Origin of the sequence: Micromonospora sp. NPDC020750, assembly GCF_044334565.1 — a bacterium.
GTDB lineage: Bacteria > Actinomycetota > Actinomycetes > Mycobacteriales > Micromonosporaceae > Micromonospora.
On sequence record NZ_JBIRTH010000012.1, the window covers coordinates 74332 to 99450 of the forward strand.

Annotated in this window: 22 protein-coding genes and 1 pseudogene; 17 read left to right on the forward strand and 6 right to left on the reverse strand. The window is 72.8% G+C overall.

Annotated elements, in window-relative coordinates; all coding sequences use genetic code 11:
- Positions 1 to 12: 12 nt before the first annotated feature.
- Genes lnt through ACH4T9_RS28725 form a run of 3 tightly spaced genes read left to right on the forward strand, consistent with a single transcriptional unit; the run spans position 13 to position 2996 of the window.
- Positions 13 to 1572 (forward strand): apolipoprotein N-acyltransferase, encoded by a 1560-nt coding sequence (lnt, locus tag ACH4T9_RS28715; RefSeq protein WP_396674393.1) that lies wholly within the window; start codon positions 13 to 15, stop codon positions 1570 to 1572.
- Between the two features lie 38 nt (positions 1573 to 1610).
- On the forward strand, positions 1611 to 2417 hold the full coding sequence (locus tag ACH4T9_RS28720) for a polyprenol monophosphomannose synthase (protein ID WP_396674307.1): 807 nt from the start codon (positions 1611 to 1613) through the stop codon (positions 2415 to 2417).
- 54 nt (positions 2418 to 2471) lie between these two features.
- Positions 2472 to 2996, forward strand: a complete 525-nt coding sequence (locus tag ACH4T9_RS28725) for an FxsA family protein (RefSeq protein WP_396674305.1) — start codon at positions 2472 to 2474, stop codon at positions 2994 to 2996.
- 95 nt (positions 2997 to 3091) lie between these two features.
- On the opposite strand, the gene ACH4T9_RS28730 is transcribed toward ACH4T9_RS28725, so the two are convergent.
- A complete protein-coding gene (locus ACH4T9_RS28730) occupies positions 3092 to 3433 on the reverse strand; it encodes an RNA polymerase-binding protein RbpA (RefSeq protein WP_007460094.1) in 342 nt (113 codons plus the stop codon).
- 241 nt (positions 3434 to 3674) lie between these two features.
- Here ACH4T9_RS28730 and ACH4T9_RS28735 point away from each other — a divergent pair, with 241 nt between their 5' ends.
- Positions 3675 to 5156 carry a peptide MFS transporter gene (locus ACH4T9_RS28735; protein WP_396674304.1) on the forward strand — a complete coding sequence of 494 codons (1482 nt, stop codon included), beginning with the start codon at positions 3675 to 3677 and terminating at the stop codon, positions 5154 to 5156.
- A gap of 15 nt (positions 5157 to 5171) precedes the next feature.
- On the opposite strand, the gene ACH4T9_RS28740 is transcribed toward ACH4T9_RS28735, so the two are convergent.
- Positions 5172 to 6314, reverse strand: coding sequence for a hypothetical protein (locus ACH4T9_RS28740; RefSeq protein WP_396674302.1), 1143 nt, complete (start codon positions 6312 to 6314; stop codon positions 5172 to 5174).
- A gap of 51 nt (positions 6315 to 6365) precedes the next feature.
- Positions 6366 to 7715: an MFS transporter gene (locus tag ACH4T9_RS28745; RefSeq protein WP_396674300.1), complete on the reverse strand. Its 1350-nt coding sequence runs from the start codon at positions 7713 to 7715 to the stop codon at positions 6366 to 6368.
- A gap of 79 nt (positions 7716 to 7794) precedes the next feature.
- On the opposite strand from ACH4T9_RS28745, the gene ACH4T9_RS28750 reads away from it, so the two are divergent.
- The 6 genes from ACH4T9_RS28750 to ACH4T9_RS28775 all read left to right on the forward strand — a co-directional run bounded on the left by ACH4T9_RS28750 (position 7795) and on the right by ACH4T9_RS28775 (position 14567).
- Positions 7795 to 8436 carry a TetR family transcriptional regulator gene (locus ACH4T9_RS28750; protein WP_396674392.1) on the forward strand — a complete coding sequence of 214 codons (642 nt, stop codon included), beginning with the start codon at positions 7795 to 7797 and terminating at the stop codon, positions 8434 to 8436.
- A 62-nt stretch (positions 8437 to 8498) separates the two neighbouring features.
- Positions 8499 to 9815: a flavin-containing monooxygenase gene (locus ACH4T9_RS28755; protein WP_396674299.1), complete on the forward strand. Its 1317-nt coding sequence runs from the start codon at positions 8499 to 8501 to the stop codon at positions 9813 to 9815.
- On the forward strand, positions 9812 to 10636 hold the full coding sequence (locus tag ACH4T9_RS28760; protein WP_396674297.1) for an SDR family NAD(P)-dependent oxidoreductase: 825 nt from the start codon (positions 9812 to 9814) through the stop codon (positions 10634 to 10636). The genes ACH4T9_RS28755 and ACH4T9_RS28760 overlap by 4 nt, the downstream gene beginning before the upstream one ends.
- A gap of 114 nt (positions 10637 to 10750) precedes the next feature.
- Entirely contained in the window at positions 10751 to 11326 is a 576-nt protein-coding gene (locus ACH4T9_RS28765; protein WP_396674296.1) for a GNAT family N-acetyltransferase, read from the forward strand.
- 73 nt (positions 11327 to 11399) lie between these two features.
- Positions 11400 to 11873 carry a DUF1992 domain-containing protein gene (locus ACH4T9_RS28770; protein WP_396674295.1) on the forward strand — a complete coding sequence of 158 codons (474 nt, stop codon included), beginning with the start codon at positions 11400 to 11402 and terminating at the stop codon, positions 11871 to 11873.
- A gap of 348 nt (positions 11874 to 12221) precedes the next feature.
- Positions 12222 to 14567, forward strand: coding sequence for a glycosyl hydrolase family 18 protein (locus ACH4T9_RS28775; protein ID WP_396674294.1), 2346 nt, complete (start codon positions 12222 to 12224; stop codon positions 14565 to 14567).
- Positions 14568 to 14722: 155 nt separating this feature from the next.
- On the opposite strand, the gene rox is transcribed toward ACH4T9_RS28775, so the two are convergent.
- Both rox and ACH4T9_RS28785 read right to left on the reverse strand, forming a co-directional pair.
- The gene (gene rox, locus ACH4T9_RS28780) at positions 14723 to 16150 is read right to left on the reverse strand and encodes a rifampin monooxygenase (RefSeq protein WP_396674293.1); all 1428 of its coding nucleotides are present in this window, start codon (positions 16148 to 16150) and stop codon (positions 14723 to 14725) included.
- A 332-nt stretch (positions 16151 to 16482) separates the two neighbouring features.
- Entirely contained in the window at positions 16483 to 17907 is a 1425-nt protein-coding gene (locus ACH4T9_RS28785) for a serine hydrolase domain-containing protein (protein ID WP_396674291.1), read from the reverse strand.
- Between the two features lie 113 nt (positions 17908 to 18020).
- Here ACH4T9_RS28785 and ACH4T9_RS28790 point away from each other — a divergent pair, with 113 nt between their 5' ends.
- From ACH4T9_RS28790 to ACH4T9_RS28820, 7 genes and pseudogenes are all read left to right on the forward strand, one after another.
- The gene (locus ACH4T9_RS28790) at positions 18021 to 19118 is read left to right on the forward strand and encodes a sensor histidine kinase (RefSeq protein WP_396674290.1); all 1098 of its coding nucleotides are present in this window, start codon (positions 18021 to 18023) and stop codon (positions 19116 to 19118) included.
- Entirely contained in the window at positions 19115 to 19798 is a 684-nt protein-coding gene (locus tag ACH4T9_RS28795; protein ID WP_396674288.1) for a response regulator, read from the forward strand. The genes ACH4T9_RS28790 and ACH4T9_RS28795 overlap by 4 nt, the downstream gene beginning before the upstream one ends.
- 236 nt (positions 19799 to 20034) lie before the next feature.
- Positions 20035 to 20355, forward strand: coding sequence for a PadR family transcriptional regulator (locus ACH4T9_RS28800; protein ID WP_396674287.1), 321 nt, complete (start codon positions 20035 to 20037; stop codon positions 20353 to 20355).
- Positions 20355 to 21440, forward strand: coding sequence for a hypothetical protein (locus tag ACH4T9_RS28805; protein ID WP_396674285.1), 1086 nt, complete (start codon positions 20355 to 20357; stop codon positions 21438 to 21440). Before ACH4T9_RS28800 ends, ACH4T9_RS28805 begins: the two co-directional genes overlap by 1 nt.
- 27 nt (positions 21441 to 21467) lie before the next feature.
- Positions 21468 to 21716, forward strand: a pseudogene (locus ACH4T9_RS28810) (transposase); the annotation flags it as partial.
- An 80-nt stretch (positions 21717 to 21796) separates the two neighbouring features.
- Positions 21797 to 22486 (forward strand): class I SAM-dependent methyltransferase, encoded by a 690-nt coding sequence (locus tag ACH4T9_RS28815; protein ID WP_396674283.1) that lies wholly within the window; start codon positions 21797 to 21799, stop codon positions 22484 to 22486.
- 232 nt (positions 22487 to 22718) lie between these two features.
- A complete protein-coding gene (locus ACH4T9_RS28820; RefSeq protein ID WP_396674281.1) occupies positions 22719 to 23465 on the forward strand; it encodes a hypothetical protein in 747 nt (248 codons plus the stop codon).
- Positions 23466 to 24148: 683 nt separating this feature from the next.
- On the opposite strand, the gene ACH4T9_RS28825 is transcribed toward ACH4T9_RS28820, so the two are convergent.
- Positions 24149 to 24793, reverse strand: a complete 645-nt coding sequence (locus ACH4T9_RS28825) for a DUF1062 domain-containing protein (protein WP_396674279.1) — start codon at positions 24791 to 24793, stop codon at positions 24149 to 24151.
- Positions 24794 to 25119 lie beyond the last annotated feature (326 nt).

Here is a 25119-nt window from a genome sequence, read left to right on the forward strand (position 1 = left end):
CCCGCGGCCGGGGTGCGGGCCGGTCGCGGGGGGCCGTTGCCGTTGCGGGTGGCGGTGCCGTTGGCGGTGGTCGCCGGGTTGGCGATGCTGGTGGCGTTCCCCCCGTACGGGTGGTGGCCGGCCGCGCCGGTGGGGGTGGCGTTGCTGGGCGCGGCGGTGCACCGGCGTCGGGTGCGCGCCGGTGTGGGGTTGGGTTTCGTGGCGGGCGTGGCGTTGTTCGGCCCGCTGCTGTCGTGGACGAACCTGCACACGGGTTACCTGCCGTGGCTGTTGTTGTCGTTGTTGCAGGCCGGGTACGTGGCGTTGCTGGGTGGGGCCGCGGCGTACGCGTCGCCGTTGGTGGACCGGTGGCGGTGGTCGTGGCCGGCGCTGACCGGGGTGCTGTGGGTGGGGCAGGAGGCGCTGCGGTCGCGGGCCCCGTTCGGGGGGTTCCCGTGGGGCCGGTTGGCGTTCAGCCAGGACGAGTCCCCGGCGCTGCGGCTGGCGGCGGTGGGTGGGGCGCCGCTGGTGACGTTCGCCGTCGCCGTGGCCGGTGGTCTGCTGGTGGCGGCGGTGTGGCGGCCCTGGCGGGGCGGTGCGGCGCGGTCACGGTGGACGGCGGGGGCTGCGGTGGTGGGTGCGGCCGGGGTGCTCGCGGTGGGGTTGTTGGTGCCGGTGGGGGTCGCCGGGGGCGGCGGCACGGTCACCGTGGCGGTGGTGCAGGGCAATGTGCCCCGGCTGGGCCTGGACTTCAACGCGCAGCGGCAGGCGGTGTTGGAAAACCATGTAAAGGCCACCCTCGCCCTGGCGGCGCAGGTCGCGGCGGGGCAGCGGCCGCAGCCGGACCTGGTGGTGTGGCCGGAGAACGCCAGCGACATCGACCCGCTGCGCAGCCCGGTGGCGGGGCAGCGGATCAGTGCGGCGGCTGACGCGGTGCGGGCGCCGATCCTGGTGGGGGCGGTGCTGGTGGGTCCCGGTGAGGGGCAGAGCCGCAACGCGGGAATCCTGTGGCGGCCCGGCAGCGGCCCGGACCTGGAGCAGATGTACACGAAGCGGCATCCGGTGCCGTTCGCCGAGTACGTGCCGCTGCGGGACGTGGCGCGGATGGTCAGTAAAGAGGTCGACCGGGTTCGCAGCGACATGGTGCCCGGTGACCGCGCCGGGGTGGTCGACGCCGGCCCGGCGGTCCTGGGCGACGTGATCTGCTTCGAGGTGGCCTACGACGGGTTGGTCCGCGACACCGTCACCGGTGGGGCGCAGCTGCTGGTGGTGCAGACCAACAACGCCACGTTCGACGTCGCCGAGGCCCGTCAGCAGTTGGCGATGGTGCGGCTGCGGGCGGTGGAGCACGGCCGCGCGTCGTTGATGGCCTCCACGGTCGGGGTGTCCGGGTTCGTGGCCCCGGATGGGCGGGTATCCGACGCCACCGGGTTCAACACCCGCGCCGTGGTGCTGCGCCAGTTGCGCCTCGGTGACGGGCGCACCCTGGCCACCCGGGTCGGGGTGTGGCCGGAGGCGGCGCTGACCGCTGCGGCGGTGGCCGCCCTGGCCGGGGCGGTGTGGCGGCGCCGACGGTCGGCCGTCGCCCGGTAGCGACACGTCGGCGTCGCGTCGGCGGGGGCGGAGGAACGGTGAGCGGAGCGGTGGGTGTGCGTCCGCAGGTGCGGCGGCCGGGGTTGGGGCGGGTGTTGGTGGTCATCCCCACCTACAACGAGGCGGACAACGTGTCGCCGATCGTGGCGCGGGTCCGCGCCGCCGCTCCGGACGTGGACGTGCTGATCGCCGACGACAACAGCCCCGACGGTACGGGGGCGATCGCCGACGCGCTCGCCGCCACCGACGCTCGGGTGCGGGTGTTGCACCGGCCGGGTAAGCAGGGCCTCGGTGCCGCCTACCTGGCGGGGTTCGGGTGGGCCCGGGAGCGCGGCTACGACGCGGTGGTGGAGATGGACGCCGACGGTTCCCACGCCCCGGAGGATTTGCCGCGGTTGCTGGCTGCCGCCGGGGACGCCGACGTGGTGATCGGTTCCCGCTGGTGCCGGGGCGCGAAGGTGGTGGACTGGCCGCTGCGGCGGCTGCTGCTGTCGCGTTGCGGGAACCTGTATGCGCGGGTGGCGTTGGGGATGCCGGTGGCTGACGCGACCGGCGGGTACCGGGTGTACCGGTTGGCGGCGTTGGACGCCGTGGACCTGGGGTCGGTGTGTTCGCAGGGCTACTCGTTCCAGGTGGAGTTGTCGCGGCTGGCGCACCGGGCGGGGGCGCGGATCGTGGAGGTGCCGATCACGTTCGCCGAGCGGGAGCGGGGGGCGAGCAAGATGAGCCCGGTGATCGTCGCGGAGGCGTTGTGGCGGATCAGCGTGTGGGCGGTGCAGGACCGGCGGGCGGCGTGGCGGCGTGGGGTGTACGGCACCCGCGCCGGTCAGGCGCGGTGGCCGTGACCGGCGGCGTGTCATGCTTGAACGGCGGGATGTCGGAACGGCCGATGGGGTGAGATGCGCCGAGGACTGAAATTCGTGCCGGTGGCGGCGCTGCTGGCGGTGCTGGTGGAACTGGCGGTGTTCGTCGGGGTCGGCCGGCTGGTCGGGTTCGGGTCGGCGGTGCTGTTGGTGTTCGCGGCGTCGCTGCTGGGGCTGGTGCTGCTGCGGCGTGAGGGTATGCGGGCGTGGCGGGGGTTCCGGGCGGCGGCGCAGGCGGGTCAGCCGCCCGGCCCGCAGGTCACCGACGGGCTGGTGGGGTTGTTGGGGGCGTTGCTGCTGGCGGTGCCGGGTCTGGTCAGTGGTGTGGTGGGGGCGTTGCTGCTGGTGCCGCCGGTGCGGCGGCTCACCCGGGCCGGGGTGCGGCGGGCCGCGGAGCGGCGGGTGTCGTCGATGGTCGCCGGTGACCTGTTCGGGCCGCGGGTGGTGCGGGTGCGCCGTGGTGCGGCCCAGCCCTCCCCGTCCGACGAGGCGCCGGTCGAGCCGACAGTGGTCGACGGTGGCCGGGCCATCGAGGGGGAGATCGTCGAACCCGGCCGTTGACGTCGACGCGGGAAGCGTCGGTCTTGGGCGGGACATGCGCGAACGCCCCCGGTGAGTGATCTCCCGGGGGCGTTTGTGCTGTTCGGGGCTGGCGTTCAGGCTCGGCCGCGGCGGGTGCGGACCTCCTGCAGCCGCTCGGCGAGGATGTCCTCCAGTTCGGCGATGGAGCGGCGCTCCAGCAGCATGTCCCAGTGGGTGCGCGGCGGCTTGGCCTTCTTCTGCTCCGGCTCGTTGCCGTCGACCAGCCGGGCGACGCTGCCGTCGAACTTGCATTCCCAGGTGGTGGGGACCTCTGCGTCGACGGCGAACGGCACCTCGAACTGGTGGCCCTTGGCGCAGAGGTACTCGCGGGTCTGACGCGGCGCGAGCTCCGTGTTGCGGTCGGATTCGTAGCTGACCGCGCCCAGACGGCTTCCGCGCAGCATACGCTCGCCCATGATCGACTTCCCCTCGCTCGTGGTGCTGGTCTTCTCGTGTAACGGTCCGTGCCGGCCGGGCCATTCCCCGCCCTGGCGGGCCGGAACCCGCCCACCCGGTGGGGCGCGGCACGGCCGTCGCCCCGCAAGGGTAGCCGGACAGGACATGCACCCGGCGGGGTCGCCCCGGCCGGTCGAGTCGGTGGGAGTGTTTCGGCGGTTTACGGGGATGTTATCGAACCCCAGCCGTGCGGAGGTGTCGATGTCGAGTGACGCGCCGGTCGACCACCGGCCGCCCGCCGGCCGGACCTTCTTCGGCCACCCCCGCGCCCTGGCCACCCTGTTCCTCACCGAGATGTGGGAACGGTTCAGCTTCTACGGCATGCGGGCGATTCTGGTGCTGTACCTGACTGCCGCGGTCGCCGACGACGGCGGCGGTCTGCGCCAGTCCACCGCCACCGCCGTGTACGGCGCGTACAACGCGATGGTGTACCTGATGGCGCTGCCCGGCGGGTGGGTCGCCGACCGGCTCCTCGGCGCCCGCCGCAGCGTGCTGTGGGGCGGTGTCACCATCGCCTGCGGCCACTACGTGATGGCGATCCCGGTGGGCTGGAGCGTCTTCGCCGGCATGGCGCTGATCGTCGTCGGCACCGGGCTGCTCAAACCCAACATCTCCACCATGGTCGGCGACCTGTACGACCGGGACTCCCCGCGCCGCGACGCCGGGTTCTCCCTGTTCTACATGGGCATCAACCTGGGTGGTTTCGTCGCCCCGCTGATCACCGGTTTCCTCGGCGAGCGGATCAACTGGCACCTGGGGTTCGCCGTCGCCGCCGTCGGCATGACCTTCGGGGTGATCCAGTACGTGATCGGTGGGCGGCACCTCGGCGACGCCGGCGCCCGCCCCGCCGACCCGCTGCTCGGCGCCGACCGCCGCCGCGCGCTGACCCGCGTCGGGGTGGCCGCCGGCGCGTTGGCGGTGGTTCTGGCAGCCCTGGCCGTCGCCGGGCTGTTCACCGTCGACACCATGGTCAACCTGCTCACCGCCACCACCGTGCTGGTCACCGTCGGGTACTTCACGCGGATCCTCACCGACCGGGAACTCAGCGGCACCGAACGCAGCCGGATGAAGGCGTACGTGTGGCTGTTCGTGTTCGCCGCCTCGTTCTGGCTCATCTACGACCAGGCCGGGTCGGTGCTGAACATCTTCGCCGCCGACCGCACCGACCGGGACGTGTTCGGGTTCACCTTCCCCGCGTCCTGGCTCCAGTCGGTCAACCCGATCCTGATCATCATCGGGGCGCCCCTGTTCGCGTGGCTGTGGCTGCGGCTGGGCCACCGGGTCTCCACCCCGGTGAAGTTCGCCGTCGGCCTGGTGCTCAACGGCCTGTCCTTCGTGCTGATGGCCGCCGCCGCGCAGGCCGCCGTCGGCGGTGACCTGGTCTCCCCGTGGTGGCTGGTGGCGGTCTTCGCCATCCAGGTCGCCGGGGAGTTGTCGCTGAGTCCGGTCGGCCTGTCCGCCACCACGAAACTCGCCCCGGTGAAGTACGCCAGCCAGATGATGGGCCTGTGGTTCCTGGCCACCGCCGTCGGTGACGCCATCGGCGGTCAGGTGGCCCGGCTCGCCGAGGCGTGGCCGGAGCCGACCTACTTCCTCGTCTTCGGCGTGGCGTCGGCGCTGCTGGGCCTCGGCGCGGTGATGTTCTCCCGGCACCTCCGCCGGCTGATGGTCGGCATCCACTGAAAGGTCAGGGACACGTCAGCGTGGTGCGGCACCGAGCCGGGCCAGTGCGGCGGCCAGGTCGCTGACCTGGTCGACGAGCTGCGCCGAGCGCCGCTGCGCGGCGTCCCGGTCGGCCTCGGCCGCGCCGAGGCGGGCCTCCAGCTCACCGAGGCGACCCTGCACGGCAGCCGTCGCCTCCCGGGCGGCGGCCAACTGGCTGGCGACGGCGTCGCGGGCCGCGTCGGCCTCGGCCAGCCGCGCCGACAGCGCCGCGGCTTCCTGTCGGGACGCCGTCGCCGCGGCGTGCGCCTGCTCGGCGGCGCGGCGCGCCTCGCCCGCGTCGGCGCGCAGCCGGTCGGTCTCCTCACGGGCCCGGGCGGCCTCGACGCGCGCCGCCTCTGCTGCCTCGGCGGAGCGCCGCGCGTCGGCGCGGGTCCGCTCGGCGTCGGCGTCGGCCTGCCCGGCGCGCCGCCGTGCCTCATCCGCCGCGTCGGCGGAGCGCCGCGCGTCGGCGGCGGCGGTGTCCCGCTCGGCGGTCAGGTCGGCGGCCCGCCGTCGTTCGTCGTCGCGTTCGCCGGTCACCGTACGCAGCTCGTGCCGGGCGGCGTCGCGGTCCCGTTCGGCCTGCACCCGCAGCGCCTGCGCCGCCCCGTTGTCGCGGCGCGCGGAGTCCCGGGCCACCTCGGCGGCGTCGGCCCGTTCCCGGCCCCGGGCCGCGTCGGCCTCGGCCCGTTCGGTCCGCTCGCGGGCGGCGTCGGCCTCGGCTGCGGCCGTGCGGGCCTCCTGACGGGCTCGGGCGGCGCCTGCCGCCGCGTCCTCGGCGTCGCGGCGGGCCTCGTCGCGTTCGGTGTGTGCCTGGGCCAGTTCGGCGGCGGTCTCGGCGCGTAGTTGCGCCAGTTGCCGTTCCACCCCCGCCGGGGACAGTTCGGCGTGCAGCGCCTCGGTGAGGGTCTCCACCACCTGGTCGAGCCGGTCCACGGCCTCCCAGGTGCGGGCGACCTGCCCGGGCAGGCCCGGGGCGTTGCGGTGCCGCATCCGGTTGTTGCGTGACGCCCGCTGGCAGGCGCCGTCGTTGTCCCGGCAGTAGCGGAACGGCCGGCCCGCGCCGGCCCGCTGCGGCACGTCCCGGCCGCAGTGCGCGCAGGGACGGGCCTCGGTGGGGGAGGGCTGGGCGTCCATCGAGGCGGAAGTCTAGCCACGCCGCTCTGCCGGGGGCGCCGGGCGGGCGGGTCAGCCGGCGGCGCGGGCCGCGCCGTCGAGGGTGTAGCGGCGCTGCGCCAGCAACGCGGCGAGCATCAGCGCGGCCGGCAGCAACCCGAATCCGTAGCGGATCGCGGTGAGCGCCGCGCCGGGTTGGGCGACCGGCTCGCCGCCGGCCGAGGCGACGAACCCGCCGGCGGCGAGGCACAGCGCGTACGTGTAGGGGCCCAACGCCGCGCCGGTGGCCTCGGTGGCCGTCCACACCCCGGTGTAGGTGCCCGCGCCGGTGGCGCCCGCGGCGCGGATGACGTCGGGCACCATCGCGAACGGCAGCAGTTGCATCCCGGCGAACGACACCCCGAGCACCGCCACCGCCGCGACCAGCACCGGCAGGCCCGCCGGTCGGCCCACGGCGAGCACCAGCGACCCGGCGGCGAACGCGCCCTGCGCGGCCAGCAGCGCCCGCTGCTTGCCGACCCGCCGGGCCACCGCCAGCCAGCCGGGGGTGACCAGCAGCGCCGGGGCGACGAACGCCGCGACCAGCACGGTGGTCAGCGCGGGACGGCCCAGCTCGTACTCGGCGTAGTAGGGCACCCCGGCGAGCACCAGGTGCGTGGTGGTCGACATCGCCAGGTACGCGGCGACCAGCCAGCGGAACTGCCTGTCGCGCAGCGCCGCGACCAGTACCCGCCACCCGTCCGGGGCGTGGCCGTCGCCCGACGTCCCGGCGGCCAGGCGCAGCCGGCCGATGCCCGTCATCCCGACCAGCATCGCCGCGAGGGCGCCCACGCCCAGCAGCAGTCCCATCCGCTGGTAGCCGGCCCGTGTCGCGGTGTCCCCGCCGGTCAGCAGTGGCGCCAGCAGGCCGGCGACCAGGATCCCGGCGGTGAGCACCACCATCCGGAACGCCATCAGCCGGGTCCGCTCGTGGTAGCCGATCCGCAGGTCGGCCGGGGTGGCCAGGTAGGGCACCTGGTAGGCGGCGAAGAGCAGGTTCCCGGCGACGAAGCACACCGCCACCCAGCCCGCCGCCGGCGCACCGGTGAGCCCGCCGGGTACGGCGAACAGCGCGGCGAACGCCACCGGCAGCAGGCAGCCGACCAGCAGCAGGGGTCGCCGGTCCCCGCGGCGGGCCTGCTGCACGTCGCAGCGGTGCCCCACCCACGGGTGCAGCAGCACGTCGGCGACCTTCGGCGCCAGCAGCGTCAGGCCGGCCAGCCACGGCGCCACGGCGAGGACGTCGGTGAGGAAGTACAGCAGCAGCAACCCGGGTACGGTGACCCAGACGCCCATGCCGAGCGAGCCGGTGGCGAAGCCGAGCAGCGGCCCGCGCGGCAGGCGGGTGCCCGGCGTGCGGTCGCGGGTGTCGAGCCCGGTCATAGGTTTGCGTCCCTCCGGCGGCACGCCGCCCCCAATCCAACGGTTGCTGGATTGTAGGGGGACAATGGCGGCCGTGACCATGCCCCGACGGCGACCGGGTCGGCCCCGGCGTTCCGACACCCGAGACACCCGCGAGGTGGTGCTCGCCGCCGCCACCGCACTGTTCGCCGCCCGCGGCGTCGACGCCGTCGGGCTGCGGGAGGTCGCCGCGGCCGCCGGCGTCGACGTGGCCACGGTCTCCCACCACACGGGTACGAAGGCGCAGCTCTACGACGCCTGCTTCGCCCGGGTGTTCGCCGCCGAGCGGGCGGTGTTGGAGGCCGGGGCGGCGCGGGCCCGCGAAGCCCTCGACGCCGGGCCGCTGCAGGCACGGCGCGCCCTGTACGACCTGCTCGACGTGTTCGTCGACTTCCTGGAGGGCCGGCCGGAGACCACCGCGCTGTGGCTGCGCCGCTGGCTGGAGCCGGACCGGCACGCCGAGCTGGACCAGCGCTACGCGACTCCCCTGTACGACCTGGTGGAGGAGTTGCTGGCCGCCGCCGCGGCCGGCGGGGCACTGGTCGAGCCGACCCCGCACGTCACGGTGCGCAGCCTGGTGTGGGCGGTGCACGCGCACGTGGTGGCGCTGGCCACCCCCGGGGGGTCGCCGGCACGGGAGCGGCGGGAGTTCCGGGCGTTCCTGCGCCGGCTGCTCGATGCCCTGTACGGCCCGCCGGCTTGACGAGCGGGGCCCGGTCCGCGCATTATCCGGCAGGCGTTGGATTAACTGTCGAGGGGGACCGCATGGGGGCACCGCCACGGGTCGCGGTCGTCGGCGCCGGCGCCGCCGGCCTGGCCACCCTCAAGGCCCTCGCCGACGTCGGCATCACCGCCGTGGCCTACGAGGCCGCCGACACCGTCGGCGGCCTGTGGGTGTACGGGGCCCCCGACTCGCCCGCCTACCGCACCCTGCACCTGAACACCAGCAGGACCCGCACCCAGTTCGCCGACCACCCCATGCCGGCGCACTGGCCCGACTACCCCGACCACACCCGCGTCGCCGGCTACCTGAACGACTACGCGCGACGCTTCGGGCTGCTCGACGCCGTCGCACTGCGACACACCGTCACCCACGTCGCCCCCGGCGCCGACGGCCGCTGGACGGTACGGGCCACCGGCCCGCACGGCCCCGTCGAGGTCGACGTGGAGGCGGTCGTCGTCGCCAACGGCCACAACCGGGTGCCCCGCCCACCCGAGCCCGGCTACCCGGGTGACTGCGCCGCCGAACAGCTGCACAGCCACGACTACCGGGGCCCCGAGCAGCTCACCGGCCGGCGGGTCCTGGTCGTCGGCGGCGGCAACTCCGCGATGGACATCGCCGTGGACGCCTCCCACGCCGCCCGGCGCACCCTGCTGTCCCTGCGCCGGGGGGTGTGGGTGGTGCCCAAGTACCTGCTCGGCCGCCCGTCGGACACCCTCAACGGGGCGCTCGCGCGCCGGCTGCCCTGGCGGCTGCGTCAACGGATCAGCCAGGGCATGCTCGCCGCCACCGTCGGCCCACCGCCCCGTTACGGCCTGCCCGCCCCCACCCACGGCTTCCTGCAGGACCACCCCACCCTCTCCGACACCCTGCTGTCCCGGCTCACCCACGGCGCCGTCGAGACCCGCCCCGGCATCGCCGCCTTCCACGGCGACCGGGTCGAGTTCACCGACGGCCGCGTCGACGAGATCGACCTCGTCGTGTGGTGCACCGGCTACCGCGTCGCCGTGGACTTCCTCGACCCGGCGCTGCTCGGCGCCGGCCCCGACACCCTCCCGCTGTACCGGCACGTGTTCCACCTCGACGCCCCCGGCCTGGCGTTCGTCGGGCTCATGCAGTCCACCGGAGCCGCGTTCCCCCTGGTCGAGGCGCAGGCCCGGCTCGTCGCCGCGCACCTGGCCGGCCGGTACGCCCTGCCCGACGCGGACCGGCGGCGGGCCGCCTGCCGGGCCGAGCTGCGCGCCGCCACCGCCCGGTGGGGGCAGCGCCGACCGGCGATGCGGGTCGACTTCGACGCGTACCTGGCCGACCTGCGCCGGGAACTGGCCGCCGGCGTCCGCCGAGCCCGGACAACGCGATGAGCGCCCTGACCGGCCGCCGGGTCGTCGTCACCGGCGCCCGGGGCACCTTCGGACGTGAGCTGTGCGCGGCCCTGGCCGCCGCCGATGCCCGCGTCATCGGCCTCGACCTGTACCCCGGCACCACCGCCGGAGTGCCGGTGCTCGGCGTCGACCTGACCGACCCGGACGCCACGACCGCGGCCGTGCGCGCCGCCGTCGCCCGGCTCGGCGGCCTCGACCTGCTGGTCAACAACGCCGGCGTCGGCGGACCCGCCCCGGCCGAACTGGCGCCCGACGACACCGTGCGCCAGCAGATCGAGGTGAATCTGCTCGCCGCGTGGCGGACCACCGCCGCCGCCCTGCCCGCCCTCGTCGATGCCCGCGGCCGGGTGATCTTCGTGGCCAGCCGGATGGCGGTCCTGCCGCTACCCCTCGCGGCCGCGTACGGGGTCAGCAAGCGCGCCCTCGTCGCGTACGCCGACGCGCTGCGGCTGGAGGTCGGCACCCACGTCGGGGTCAGCGTCGTCTACCCCAGCATGGTCGCCTCACCCATCCACGACAGCACCTCCCGCGCCGGCCTGTCCCTGCGGGGGGTGTCCCGGCTGGAATCCGTCGAGGGCGTCATCGCGGCGATCCTGCGCGCCGCCACCGCCCGCCGCGCGCCGCGCGACGTTTCCACCACCGCCCGGGGACGCCTCGAGCTGGCCCTGGCCCGGCACGCGCCCGCGCTCGCCGACCGCCTCGTGCGGCGCACCGTCGCCGGCCGGGTGGCCGCCGGTGACCTCGACGGCGCGCCGCTGGCAGAGGGCCTCGTCCGCCGCCACCGCGACGCCACCGGCTGACCGGCGCGGCGATCCGGGTCAGGCCCAGGCCGGCTCGACGACGCCGCCGGGCCCGGCCTGCGGGCGGTCCGACGGGGGCAGCACCCGACCGACGCGATGGGCCACACTACGGGGATGCCGGTCCTGCTGCGGGCTCCCGCGACCGCCCACCGCCCCGAGCTGCTGCTCCGCCCGTGGTGCGACGCGGACATCGCCGAGCTGATCGAGGTCTACCGCGACCCGGAGCTGCGCCGCTGGGTGCGCCACCCCATCGACGACGTCAACGGCGCCCGGCGATGGGTGACCCGCAGCCGGCAGGGCTGGGCCGCCGGCAGCCGGTTCAGCTTCGCGGTGCTGGAGCCTCGACCCGCCGCAGCGGACCGGCTCGTCGCCACGGTGGTGCTCAAGGAGGTCCTGCCCGGCCGCGAACACGCCGAGGTGGGTTACTGGACGGCCGCCTGGGCGCGCGGGCGCGGCGTCGCGCCCCGGGCGGTGGAGGCGGTCACCGGCTGGGCGTTCACCAGGTTCGCCGCGACCGGGCTGGCCCGGCTGGAACTGCTGCACCAGGTCGACAACCTGGCCTCGTGCCGGGTGGCCGAGAAGACCGGCTACCTGTTGCGCGAGATCCTGCCGGCCCGCGCGCCGTTTCCCCGCGACGGGCACCGGCACGTCCGCGGGGCACCGCCGGCCCCCCGCCGCGTCCAGGCCTGACGGGGAATGCCCTGCGGCGACGCGACGCTGCCCCAGACGGCAGAGGTTACGGTGGGTGCGGGAGGTGGCGACGGTGACCGACAGGTGGGAAGCGGCGGCCGAGGCGCAGATCCGCACCGCCCAGGAGCGCGGGGAGTTCGACAACCTGCCCGGCATGGGCAAGCCGCTCCCGGGACGAAACACCCCCTACGACGAGTCGTGGTGGATCAAGAGCTTCCTGGAGCGTGAGGCGCTGCCCGCCGCCCTGCTGCTGCCCACCCCGCTGCAACTGCGCCGCCGGATCGAGCGGATCCCCGAGGAGGTGCGGAACCTGCCCACCGAGCAGGCCGTGCGGGCGTATGTGGGCGACCTCAACGCGCAGGTCCTCGCCTGGCTGCGCAACCCGACCGGGCCGAGGGTCGTCGTCCGGCCCGCCAACGCCGACGAGGTGGTCCGACAGTGGCGCGCGGCCCGGGACCGGTCCCGGGCGGAGACCGACCCCGCACCGCAACCGACGCAGCCGCGAAGCCGTCAGGGCTGGTGGCGGCCCTGGCGCCGCCGCGCCTGACCGACGCAGTGCCCGCTGTTCACCAACCCGGCCGGGCCGGTGGCCCCTGGACGCGGTGGAGGAGGAGCAGGGCGAGCACTGCGTCCCCCGGCTGTGCGGCTGGTGTGCCGCCCCCCTTGGCGCCGGGCGCCTTCCCCGGGGGCCAGCAGGCTGGTCAGCTCGGCGATGGCCTCCGGGGAGGGCTGAAGTTTGTGCCGTGACTTCGCCATCAGGAGACCGTTCCCAGTCGTCACGTCACCTACCCCGGGCCTTGCAGCCCAGGGAGGTTCCGCGCTCCGCGGTGACGGCCTTGACTTATCGATCGCCGCCGATTTAACTTTTAGGAAAGTTTCCTAAAAGGAGGACGTCATGGGCGGTCGTACCGGTCCGCGAAGATCCACCCGCCTGCCGCTGGCCGTCGCGGTCCTGCTGGCCGTGGTCGGCGCCATCGTCGCGCCGTCGACCGCGGCCTATGCCGCCGCCGGCCTCACCGCCACCTTTTCCTCGTCCGACAACGGCTCGTGGCGGATGGACAAGTACGTCATCAGCAACCCGACGCCGACCGCGGTCTCCGGGTGGACCCTCGAGTTCGACCTGCCGGCCGGGGTGACCATGGGCAACGCCTACCACGGCACCGTCACCCGGGTCGGCGACCACGTCACGGTCGTCAACGCGCACTACAACGGCACCGTCGCGGCCGGTGGCAGCACCGAGCCGTACAGCTTCTGGTACATCGCGACCGGCACGGCCACCGCGCCGACGAACTGCCGGGTCAACGGCAACAAGTGCGACGGTAGCCCCGACCGGGCGCCGGGCACGCCGACCGGCCTCACGGTCAGCGGGCGGACCACCAAGACCCTGTCGCTGACCTGGACCGCCGCCACCGCCACCGACTTCCCGATCGCGGGGTACGACGTGCTGCGCGGCGGGACCGTCGTCGCGACGGTCACCGGCACTGCGGCGACCGTCGGCGGGCTGACGCCGAACACCCCGTACACCTTCGCCGTCGTGGCCAAGGACACCCGCGGCAACACCTCGCCGGCGAGCGCCACCGCGTCGGCCACCACGCTCAACCCGGCCGACGACACCGCCGCCCCGCCGGCACCCGGTGGCCTGCGCAGCACCGCCGTGACCGCCAACAGCGTCACGCTCGCGTGGAACGCCGTCAACGACGCCAGCGGCATCGCCGGGTACGACGTCTACCGCGGCACCCAACTGGCCGCCACGGTCAACGGCACGGGCACCAGCATCACCGTCGGCGGACTCACCGCACTGACCGCGTACACCTTCACCGTCCGCGCCCGCGACACCTACGACAACGTCTCGCCCGCCAGCGCGCCGGTCACCGTCACCACCGACGACGTGATGGGCGCCGGCCGGTACGCCAAGGTCGGCTACTTCGTCCAATGGGGAATCTACGGCCGGCAGTACTTCGTGAAGAACCTCGACACGTCTGGCGCCGCAGCGAAGCTGACCCACATCAACTACTCCTTCGCCAACCTCGACCCGGTGAACCTGACCTGCCTGCAAGGCGTCACCCGGGGCACCACCCAGAACCCGCAGGACCCCGACCAGGGCACCGGCGCGGGCGACGCCGACGCCGACTACGGCCGACCGTTCAGCGCGGCGCAGTCGGTGGACGGTGTGGCCGACACCGGCTGGGAGAAGCTGCGCGGCAACTTCAACCAGCTCAAGAAGCTGAAGGCCAAGCACCCGCACCTGAAGATCCTGATCTCGCTCGGAGGCTGGACGTACTCCAAGTTCTTCTCCGACGCCGCGGCGACCCCCGCGAGCCGGGAGAAGCTGGTCCGCTCGTGCCTGGACATCTACCTGCGGGGCAACCTGCCGGTAGCCGGTAACTCCGGCGGGCCGGGCACCGCGGCCGGCATCTTCGACGGCATCGACCTCGACTGGGAGTGGCCCGGCGCCGAAGGGCACCCCGGCAACCACTGGGGGCCGCAGGACAAGGCCAACAACACGGCGCTGCTCGCCGAGTTCCGCCGGCAGATGAACGAACTCGGCGCGACCACCGGCAAGCAGTACCTGCTGACCGCGTTCACCCCGGCCGATCCGGCGAAGATCGACGCGGGGTGGGACATCAGCCGCGCCGACGGCACGCCGAGCGTCTTCGACTACCTCGACTTCGCCAACGTGCAGGGGTACGACTTCCACGGCGCCGGCAGCGACAACTCGTGGGAGCCGAACCGGACCGGGCACCAGGGCAACCTGTACCGCGACGCGCAGGACCCGTACCCGTTCGAGTTCAGCGTCGAACGCGCCGTGCGCACGTACACCGCCGCCGGGGTCAACCCGCGCCAGCTCACCGTCGGCTTCGCCTTCTACGGCCGGGGCTGGCAGGGGGTCGCCGCCGGAACCCTGCCGGGCGGCGGCTCGGCCAACGGGGAGTGGCAGACCGCCACCGGGGCGGCGCCCGGCCAGTTCGCCGAGGAGGCGGGCACCCGCGGGTACGCCAACCTGCTCGCGATGGTGCCCGGCTGCACCGTCCACCACGACACCCAGTCGGTCTCGTCGTACTGCTTCACCGGCAACGGCGGGCAGTGGTGGAGCTTCGACGACCCGTGGTCGATCGGCCAGAAGACCACCTGGGCCAAGCAGCAGAACCTGCTCGGCGGCATGATCTGGGAAATGTCCGGCGACACCACCGCCGGCACCCTGATGTCCGCGGTGGACACCGGCCTGCCGTCACCGCGCTGACACCGACCCGGGGGCGGCGGGGCCACCGCGCCGCCGCCCCCGGCGGGGTCGGGAACAGCCGGTCCAGCACGACGGCGGCGAGCCGGTCCTGACCAGCCGAACGGCCCGCTGGCTGGTGCTGGCCCGTCCCGCCCTGTCGAGCCACAGTTACGCGCTCAGCTGACGGCAGCGCCGAACCACCTGGGCAGGTGGCTGAGCAGATCCTGCTGGTCTTCACCGACCCACGCCACGTGGCCGTCCGGCCGCAGCAGCACGGCGGGCACGTCCAGTTCCTCACTGACGTCGACGACGTGGTCGACCCGATCCGCCCAACCCGACACCGAGAGCCGGCCGGTCTGGTCGAGCAGCAGCCCTCGGCCGCCGTGCAACAGCTCGTAGAGGCGCCTCCGCTTCAGCCCCACGTCCCGCAGCCGCCGGCCGAGCAGTTCATGCCCCTCGCCGAAGTCGTAGCGGACCCCGATCGCGGTGATCTTCTCGGTCAGGTACCGGTTCACGTCCTCGAAGTTCATCAGTTCCGCCACCAGCCGGCGCACTGCCCGGGGACCCGGCTCGGTGGACATCAGTACGGTCTGCGCGCGGGTGTTGTCCAGCACGTCGGCAGCGACCGGGTGCCGTTCGGCGTGGTAGCTGTCCAGCAGCCCCTCCGGTGCCCAGGCGTTGACCTCGGCGGCCAGTTTCCAGCCCAGGTTGAACGCGTCCTGGATGCCGAGGTTGAGCCCCTGCCCGCCCAACGGCGGGTGGACGTGCGCCGCGTCGCCGGCCAGCAGCACCCGGCCGACCCGGTAGCGCTCGGCCTGCCGGGTGGCGTCGCCGAAGCGGGAGAGCCAGCGCGGTGAGTGCACGCCGAAGTCGGTGCCGGCGTGGACCCGCAGCTGTTGCTTGAACTCCTCAAGGGTCGGTGGGACCGTACGGTCCTCGGCCACCCCGTCGGCGGGCACGACGATGCGGTACACCCCGTCCGCGAGGGGCCCGGCGCCGAACCGCAGTTGCGTCTTGCGGACCTCGGCCATCACGGCGGCCAGCGTCTCCGGCGGCACGGCCGCCTCCATCTCGCCCAGCAGCGTGTCGACCCTGGTGGGCTCGCCGGGGAAGCCGACGCCGAGCAGCTTGCGCACCGTGCTCCGGCCGCCGTCGCAGCCGACGAGGTAGCGCGAGCGCAACTGCGTGCCGTCGGCCAGCTCGACGGTCACCCCGTGGTCGTCCTGGCTCAGCCCGACCAGTTCACGGCCGCGCCGGATCTCGACGCCGACCTCGATGGCGTGCTCGGCCAGCAGGCGATCGGTGACGGTCTGCGGGATGCCGAGGACGTACGGATGTGCGGTGTCCAGCCGGCCGGGCGACGGCTTGGGGATGCCGGCGAAGAAACCACCGGCCGGGTACTGCTGGCCGAGCGCGAGGAACCGCTCCAGCAGGCCGCGTTGGGCCATCACCTCGATGCTGCGCGCGTGCAGGCCGAGCGCGCGGACATACCTGGCCGGCTCCGTCTCCTTCTCCAGCACGAGCGCGTGCACGCCGTGCAGCCGCAACTCGCTGGCCAGCATCAAGCCGGTCGGTCCGCCGCCGGCAATGATGACGTCAATCATGGAAACCCCCAATGAACAAGCTTGCATTTCGGCCAGTCGCCCGCGCAGTAACCCGCACCTCCGCGCCGAGTGCGCGCATCCGCACCGCTAGTCCCACCAGCGGTTCGACGTCCCGCGAGACCCCGCCGTCGACCAGAGGCAACGCACTTCGCGAATCCCTGATTACCGCAGGTTCTGGCTTCGGCTGGAGATTCTGCGGCACGACCCGGGTCTTGCCGCAAGGCCCCCAGTGCGCTATATATTGAGAGTGGCAAGGAGTGGATAATCTCCTTGCCTTTCCTTTTGTCGGCCCGCTGTGGACGGGACCTGATCGACCTGCTGTAGGTGAGGAACTACCGCTGCGGATTGCGAACGAGTAGCGTCAGCCGGCTGACGATGACCGCGATGCCAGCGGCTGATGCCGCCGCGAGCAGCAGCGTGAAGGTGGGATAGAGGTAGGCCGTCTGAAGCCAGGAGATGTCACGGCCGCGATAGAGGAAGCTCACCACACGGTCGAGCTCGACAAGAAGGGCCAACGGCAGCAAGTAGGGCAGGAGCCGGGCGGCGATACCCCAGTCAGGACGGCGGTTGGTAGCCCAGCCGCGGGTCTGGCGGATCCCGCGTGCGCCCAGCAGCGCCACGGCGAGCACGAGAATCAGGATGGTGATGTCAATCCAGACCAGGGACGTGTTGGGGCGCGACGGGGCGCGTCCTTCGATGAGGTCGATGAGGCGCGCCCCGATGGCCTGGGCGTCGCGGTGCAGAGTTCCGGTGTTGGCCATCACCGCGACGCCGTACCCACTGCCGGGCAGGATGGCCTGGTAGGCGGTGAACGTCATCATGTCGCCGTCGTGTTCGATCAGCGGTGCGCCGGAGCCGGTGGTGTCGCTCTGCCAGCCCAGGCCGTAGTCGTCGGCGGATGGGCGCTGCATGTCGGCGACAGCGTCGGCAGAGACGACCGGCGTGCCGTCGGGGCCGCGGCCGTGGTTGCTCTGGCAGATGAGCCAGGCGGCCATGTCGTGGGCGGTGCTCAGCACAGCGCCGGAGCCGGCGCCGAACGCAGGAGGTTCCGGCAGGGCGACGGGTGTGCCGGCGATCATCAGGTGACCGCGGCTGCTGGGCGGTAGCTCGTCGGCGGTGTTGATGGTCCGGCTGTCCACCATGCCGAGGGGGCCGAACACCTGCTGCCGCAGATAGGCGTCGAACGGCTGGCCGCTGACGACTTCGACCAGACGCGCGGCGACCTGGTAATTGGGGTTGTGGTACTCGAACCGGGTGCCCGGGTCGGCCGCCAGGCGGGCGGCACGCATCGAGGCGACCGCTTCCTGCAGGTTGTGCACCGCAGGGCCGCTGAACGACTTGTACGTCCGGTCCGACATCCCCGAGGTGTGGTGGAGCAGCTGCCGTACGGTGACCTGCGCGACGCGCTCGTCCGCCAGGGTGAACTCCGGCAGGTAGCTGCGCACGGGAACGTCCAACTGGATGCGGCCGGCGTCGACCAGCTGCAGAACGGCCAGCGCCGTCATGGACTTGCTGACCGAGGCGACAGCCATGACGGTACGGTCCGTGACGGCGTCGCCCTGTGCGGTGTTCCCGTAGCCCGCGGTATGGATCACGGTGCGACCCCGCGTGACGGCGACCGCGACGCCCGGCACGCCCGTGACCTCGCGGTACGACTGGACCGCCGCGTCGATCGTGGCCGGGATGATCTCCACGGCCGGGGCGGTGGGCGCGGTCGGGGCGGCGAGGATCAGGGCGGTCAGCGTTCGGATCAGCACCGCGCCAGCCTGCGTGGCGACGTCCCCTCGGCGCATCGGACGGTGGTCCGATGCGCGGCGGAATGGCCGTCACTACGGTGACATGCGTGCTGATTCCCCGCCGCGCCCTCCTCATGGCCGACGTGCTGCTCGCGGTCGCCGTCACGGCCGCCGCCGTGCTGCGAACGCCGGCTTCCGGCGTGGCGGTGTGGGCGCTGTCCGCGCTCGTCGGCCTGCCGCTCGCGGCGCGCCGCCGGCGGCCGGTGCCCGTCTTGGCGCTCGTCGGCACGGCTGCGGCTGTTGCGGTGCTCGCCGGGGTGGGAGCGGAGGTGTCGATGTGGGCCGTCGCGTTCGCGCTCTACCCGGTGGCAGTCATCTCGGCCCAGGCCGCGGCCTGGGGTCTGCCGACCGCGCTGGCAGCGGTTCTGCTTCCCGGGCTCAGCGACGCTGCCACGAGCCGGTTTCCCCTCATTCCTGTCACGGATGGGGTGGAGTCGTTCAGCACCACGCCCTGGCTGGCGACCGCGATGAGCATCGCCGTCATCGCGGGCTCGTGGTCGCTGGCCTGGGCGGTGCGGAGCAGCCGCCGGCACGCCGCTGAACTGACCCGGCTGCGCACCGCTCGGGCGATCAGCGAGGAACGGCTGCGCATCGCCCGGGACGTCCACGATGTCGTCGGACACAATCTCAGCCTGATCGCCATGAACGCCGCCGTCGCACAACACCTGGGCACCGAGCAGAACGCCGCCCTACGCACCATCGAGCAGGTGAGCCGCGGCGCCTTGAACGACGTCCGGGCCGTACTGGGTGGGCTGCGCGACGAACCCTCACCCGATGACAGCCAGGACAGCTCACCCGACTTGGCTGGTATCGGCGGGCTGATCGAGGCCGCCCGGGCGGCCGGTGTGGACGTCACCGTGGACGGGCCACACCTGTCGGCCGTGCCGGCTGCCGTGCAGACCTCCGCCTACCGCATCCTGCAAGAGGCCCTCACCAACGTGCGCCGGCACGCCAAGGCACGCCATTGCCACGTGACCGTCACAGCGACGCCCCATGCCCTCACACTCTGCGTGGTCGACGACGGCACTACCACCGCCCGCCGTCACACGGCCCCCGGACACGGGCTGGCAGGGATGCGGGAACGTGCCGCCCTGCACGGCGGCACGTTGACAACCGGCCCACAGCCGACCGGCGGATTCGCCGTGCGGGCGACCCTCCCGTTCCCGGCATGAGCAGCGACGCCATCCGCGTACTGCTGGCGGACGACGAACCCCTGTTCCGAGCCACCGTACGCCGCCTGCTCGACGCCAGCCCCGGCATCACCGTCGCCGCCGAAGCAGGCACCGGACGCGAAGCCCTGGCACTCGCCGCCGAACATCGTCCCGACATCGCCCTCATGGACGTCCGCATGCCGGACATCGACGGCATCACCGCGACCGCACAGCTCACCGCCAGCCCTCACCCGCCCCGGGTGCTCATCCTGACCACCTTTGACCTCGACGACCACGTCTACCGGGCACTCCATGCCGGCGCCAGTGGCTTCCTCCTCAAGGACACCACCCCACCCCGGCTGCTCGACGCGATCCACACCGTGGCCGCGGGCGAGGCACTGCTCGCCCCCACCGTCACCCGCCGCCTCATCGCCGCCTTCACCAACCGGCCGACCGCCACCCGACCCCTCGACGGCGTGACGCCCCGCGAACGCGAAGTCCTGACGCTCATCACCCGAGGCCTGTCCAATCCCGAGATTCAAGCCGCCCTGCACATCAGCCGCGCCACCCTCAAGACACATGTCGGACGGCTGCTGACCAAACTGGGAGCCCGAGACCGCGCCCAACTCGTCATCGCCGGCTACCAAGCACGCCTGCCCGAGGAGCCGTCGCTCGCCACGAACAACCTTCCCCTCGAATGACTTCCGTTTTCCGACGGCCGCTTCCGTGGGGTCCAGCGACCCGCCCGGAAGTCTCAAAAAGTTCCCCACCCCAGCGGTCACCGCTGAAATCCGCATCGGCCACGCCCGCGTCTCGACCGGGCGGGGAGAAGCTCGACGCCCTGCGGCCGTACCGCCACACGTTCCTGGTCGAGGTGCCGGCAAGGAACCTTTGACGATAGATTGATCATCTACGTATGATTCGCGGTGTGAAGCCGATGCGTGAACCGACGTTCCTCATCCTCACCGCGCTCGCCGGGGCCCCTCGCCACGGGTACGGCATCGTCCAGGAGGTCGAGGTGCTCTCCGAAGGGCGGGTCAACCTCCTCACCGGCACGCTCTACACCGCGCTCGACCGGCTGACCGCCGAGGGACTCGTGGAACACGACCGCGACGAGGAGGTCGACGGCCGGGTGCGCCACTACTACCGGCTCACCGCGCGAGGTCTGACGGCCCTGACGGTCGAGACGGCCCGGCTGCGCCAGCTCACCGGCGCGGCCGAGGCCCGGCTGCGTACCCTCCGCCCGGGCATCGCCTGATGACGGGGCCGCTCGCCCGGCGGTACCGCCGGCTGCTCTTCTGCTACCCGCGCGCCCACCGCCGCGACGAACTGCTCGCCACCCTGATCGAGGCGACCCCGCCCGGGCGCACCCGGCCGACGGTGCGTGAGGCCGCCAACCTGATCCGGCACGGGCTGCGGGCCCGCCTCGGCCGCCCCGCCAGCCGCACCGTCGCCGCCTGGGCGGTCCTCGCCGCGATCATCAGCGGGGTCTTCGCCGCCGCGTTCGCCACGCGCGCCGGCTGGGAGACGGCCGAACCGCTGCCCCGGGCCGCGCAGACCCGGGCCATGCTCGCGGAGTTCCTGCCCGGGCAGGAACTCCGCGGTATCGAGGACGCGCCGGCCATGTTCGTCATCTACGGCCAGCCGCTCCGCTGGGCTGCCGCCAACGACATGCTGTTCGGCGACGGTGCTGAATACGCGTTGAATGGCGTCGGCGGCGCCGTCGACGGCGTCCCGAGCCAGTCGCCGCAGGAGACGCTCGACCTGACCCGGCAGCGGCTGCGGGAGACCGGCTGGACGGTGTACAGGCCGATCGTGCGCAACATGTACGAGTGCATCGGGCCGCCGTGCGATCCGTCGGCGATTCCGACGGACACCACCCTCGTCGCGCAGCGCGGGAACACGACGCTGACGCTCCAGGTGAACTCCGAGTCCACCGCGGACAGCACGTTCCTCACGGCAACCTTCCAACGCGCGACGCCGCCGACCGTCTACCCGTTCGCGGTCGTCGGCGGTTTCGCGGGCGCGGTCGCCGCCTTCCTGCTGTTCGGCTGGGCAAGCCGCCGCACCGACGGGCGGCGCCTGACGGGCGGGGTCGTCACGACCCTGTTCGGTGCGACCATGGTCCTGTGGTGGGCGCCGACCCTGTTCGCGGTACCACTGACGGCGCAGCACCATCTCGACGAACCGCATCCGTCGTGGCACCCGATGTGGGAATGGCTGGGCCAGCCGACGTTCTCGCTGCTCTTCGTCGTCGGTGGCGGCTGCGCCCTGCTCGGCCTGGCGCTGGCCGCACTCCCACGCCCGCGCGCCGAGGCAGTGCCCACGACCGCTTCGTCGTGAGTGGAACGGCAGGGGCCGCACCCACGGCTGTTCGCGGTCCAGGACGTCCTCGCCGACGACGGCTGGGCCGCGCAGCCGACCGGCGCCGACCGGCGTGGCCTGACCCCGCTGTTCTGGACGCACACCGCCCCGTACGGCGAGGTCATCAACGGAATTTGTGGAAGCTGCTGACCGGAATGCCGTACGGGACCTGCCCGACCGCCATGGGCCGTGGAAAAGCTGCCATGAGCGGTTGCGGCGGCGGACGGGGCGTGGGATCGGATCCACGCGCACGCGCACGGGCCGGGGTGCTTGTTTGCCGCACCCACGCGGAATTGGTAGGAATACACCCTTGCCTCTCATAGGAATGGGTCACGGTGGCGACAAGCGACTACGACAACTTTGCGAACGTCTACTCGGCGGAGAACGAGTCCGGCCTCTTCAACGCCTACTACGAGCGGCCCGCGATGCTTCGCCTCGCCGGCAACGTCTCGGGCCGCCGAATCCTCGACGCGGGGTGCGGTTCCGGCCCGTTGTCAGCTGCGCTGCGCGCCAAGGGTGCCGTGGTCACCGGCTTTGACGTGAGTGCGGCCATGGTCGACCTGGCCCGCCAGAGGCTGGGTGAGGACGCCGACTTGCATGTGGCGGACCTGAGCGCGCCGCTGCCGTTTCCAGACGCCGAGTTCGATGACGTCGTCGCGTCCCTGGTCCTGCACTACCTGGAGGACTGGTCCGGCCCTCTCGCCGAGCTGCGTCGCGTGCTGAAGCCAGGCGGTCGCCTGTTGCTCTCGGTCAATCACCCCGTCGCCCATGCGATCGAGTATCGCAAATACTTTGCGCTTACCAAGTACTCCGAGGACTACATCATGGACGGCCAGACTGTGTGGCTGACCTTCTGGCACCGGCCGCTGCACGCCATGGCAGATGCTTTTGCTGCTGCTGGGTTCCGCATCGCGACGATCAGCGAGCCGCCCCCTTCTCCGGACACTCCGGCGGAACTGCTTCCGCCCGACCTGGACTCCGGGTCCTTCATGTGTTTCCTCTTCTTCGTCCTCGAGTCCGCCTAGGAGGAAACTCCGGGCAGAGCAGGGGATGTGTTCCTACGGCCGTCCGGACGTATGCCCACGGAGGCGAACTGGCCTGGCTCACATTGATCGACAGGACAGGCCGTAGTGGACCGCGGCGACGAGCCCGGCTGGCTACACGGTCTCCGCGGCCCCAGCGCCGGTACCAGCTCGGAAGCCCTTGAGTAGCGCTTCCAGCCCGTCGACCTCTTCGAGACCCGCACGCGATCGAGGTGTGTGGGCCGGCCGGTACCTCGACGCCGCCGTCCGCGGGCTCCGCTCGGCCGAGGTCGCCCTGCACCTGGCCCGGTTCCGCGATTACTCCCATGCCGCCCACGGCCACGAGCGGCTCTCCGCCGTCGTCCAGCGCGAGGTCGTCGCCTGGCGCACCCACCTCACCGCCAACCGGGACGCCGGCGGACTCGGCCTGGCTCCGGCGACGGTCAACACCCACCTCGTCTCGCTGTCCGGGTTCACCACCTGGGTGTGCGCTCACGACCGCCGCCCTGCCGCCCATGCGCCAGGGTCGGTGACCTGCCCGCTCGAACCCCGTGCCCTGAGCCCCGGTCAGGTCCGCACGCTGAAGAACGTGCTCGACCGGCTGCCGCGCTTCCACCGGCACGAGGGCCGTCGCCGAGGCGCGGTTGGCGAGTTGCACGGCCGCTACGCGATCGTGTACACCCTGCTCGGCACCGGTCTGCGCCGCGAGGAGCTGGTCAACCTCGACCTGGACCAGGTAACCCCGAACACCCGGAGGCGCTTCACGCGGCGAAGAAGGCGAAGATCAGCGGCGTGCGCGGCAAGGGCCGGACCAGCCGCACCGTGTTCCTCGGCGCCGACGGCCGCACCGCCCTGGCCGACTACCTGGAACACGAACGCCCCGGCGATGCCGGCGCGACGACGCCCGCGCTGTTCCTGTCCGCCGCCTCGATCGGCTCCCGGCGCCCCGACGGCCGGCTCTCCCCACGATCGATCAACCTGATCTGCGAACAGATCAGCCGCTCCCACGACGCCGAACACACCGGACCCGGCCCGGCACATCAGCCCGCTGCGCCCCCACGACCTGCGGCATTCGTTCGCCTTCGCGCTCGCCGAGGCCACCGGCAGCGACGCCTACGAACTCGAACGCAGGCCCGGTCACCAGTCCCAGCGCTACACCAACCCGCCCGAGGACATCCCCGCCGGCTACATCGAGCACTTGTGATCAACGGCGTTTGCGGTTGGTGACACGTTTCCTACCGGCGCCCCAACGCGACCGGGACGCAGCCGGACCCGATGCCGGTGTCGACTGAGGCCATGACGCAGGCGATCCGCGCCCGGCCTTAAGGGGGCGCCCGTCTGAGTGCGTGGCAGCGGTGTGTAACGGGGCGATAAGGCGCGGGTTCGGTGTCCGCGGCGCGGGCCGCGAGCGGAGGTGCTGTCCGGCCCCGAGGGTGGATGCTTGCTCGCGAGGCGGGAGTAGTCGCTCAGGCGAGATGTCGCGGACAGCCAAGCGGAGGTCTTTGAAGCACGGGATTCGCACGCAGGCATGTCCGTGTGGGCGAAGGCCGGCACATTCAAGTGAGCCGCCGCACGCTGGGCCGGCCCCGCCGACCGCTACGGCCGGCGGGGCCGGATGGTACGGGCCGCCCCACGGCGCAGGTCATCGCGCCGTGGGGCGGCACCTCATGCCCGCTCGGGTGACAGCGGTGGGGCGGTGACGACCAGGAAAGTGAAGTCCTCGCGGGCCTTGGCGTCGATGGGCAGGGGCAGGCGTATGCGCCCGGAGTCGACCATGACTCGCACGGCGGGGCGGCTCAGGCCGAACCCGGCGGTGAGCAGCTTCTCGACCCGGATGGGTGCCGGGAGCTCGAACCTGATGATGACCTCGAGTGGCGCGGCATCCTCGCGCTGGAGGTCGTAGAACGGTATGTCGGTGTCCAGCTGCCAGGTGCCGGTCCAGTCGAGCTGGTAGGCGGCCTTGTGGGCGAGCGCCGCGTCCATGGTCAGCTGTCGCACCATGGCCGGATCGTTGTTCTCGAACATCAGTAGCCGCTCGTTGTCCAGCGCCCGCACGTTGATGCGCTCGTGGACGGGGATTTTCGAAGTGCGGCCGCACAGGTCGCAGCAGATCAGCAGCCATACGTCGAGCAGCTTGTGGTTGGCGTTGACCCGGATCTTGCCGGTGGGACGGTGCCGCGTGGACCTGCATGACACGCAGGTTTTGACGATGGTGGGCAGTCCGAGCTCGCTGACCACCCACAGCGCTTTGCGGTCGATGCCGGGTCCGCGACCGTGGGCCGGCACGCGGATATGGCGGGAACTATTCATGGCTTCGGCGATTCCAAGGTCTAGGCAGGAGGCGCCTGGCAGCGCGATGGCGCGCCGGGGGTGCCTCCCGGATCCAGTGGCGGGCAGCCGGCGTCTCGACGGGGAGCACGCCGGCTGGCGCGACGTCGCAGATCACGTCGCGTGAAGGAAGCCCGCACCGGTCACGCGGTGCGGGCTTCGAGTGGCACGGCGGACGGAGACGGGGAGGTGACTCGAACCCGTCTTCATCGCGCACGTGCGCCACTGGTTACTGATCCATGCGCGTCAGCATGGTCAACCCGTGGGCCGCCGGGCAACGGATTTTCCGCGTGGCCCCGTCGCCGGGG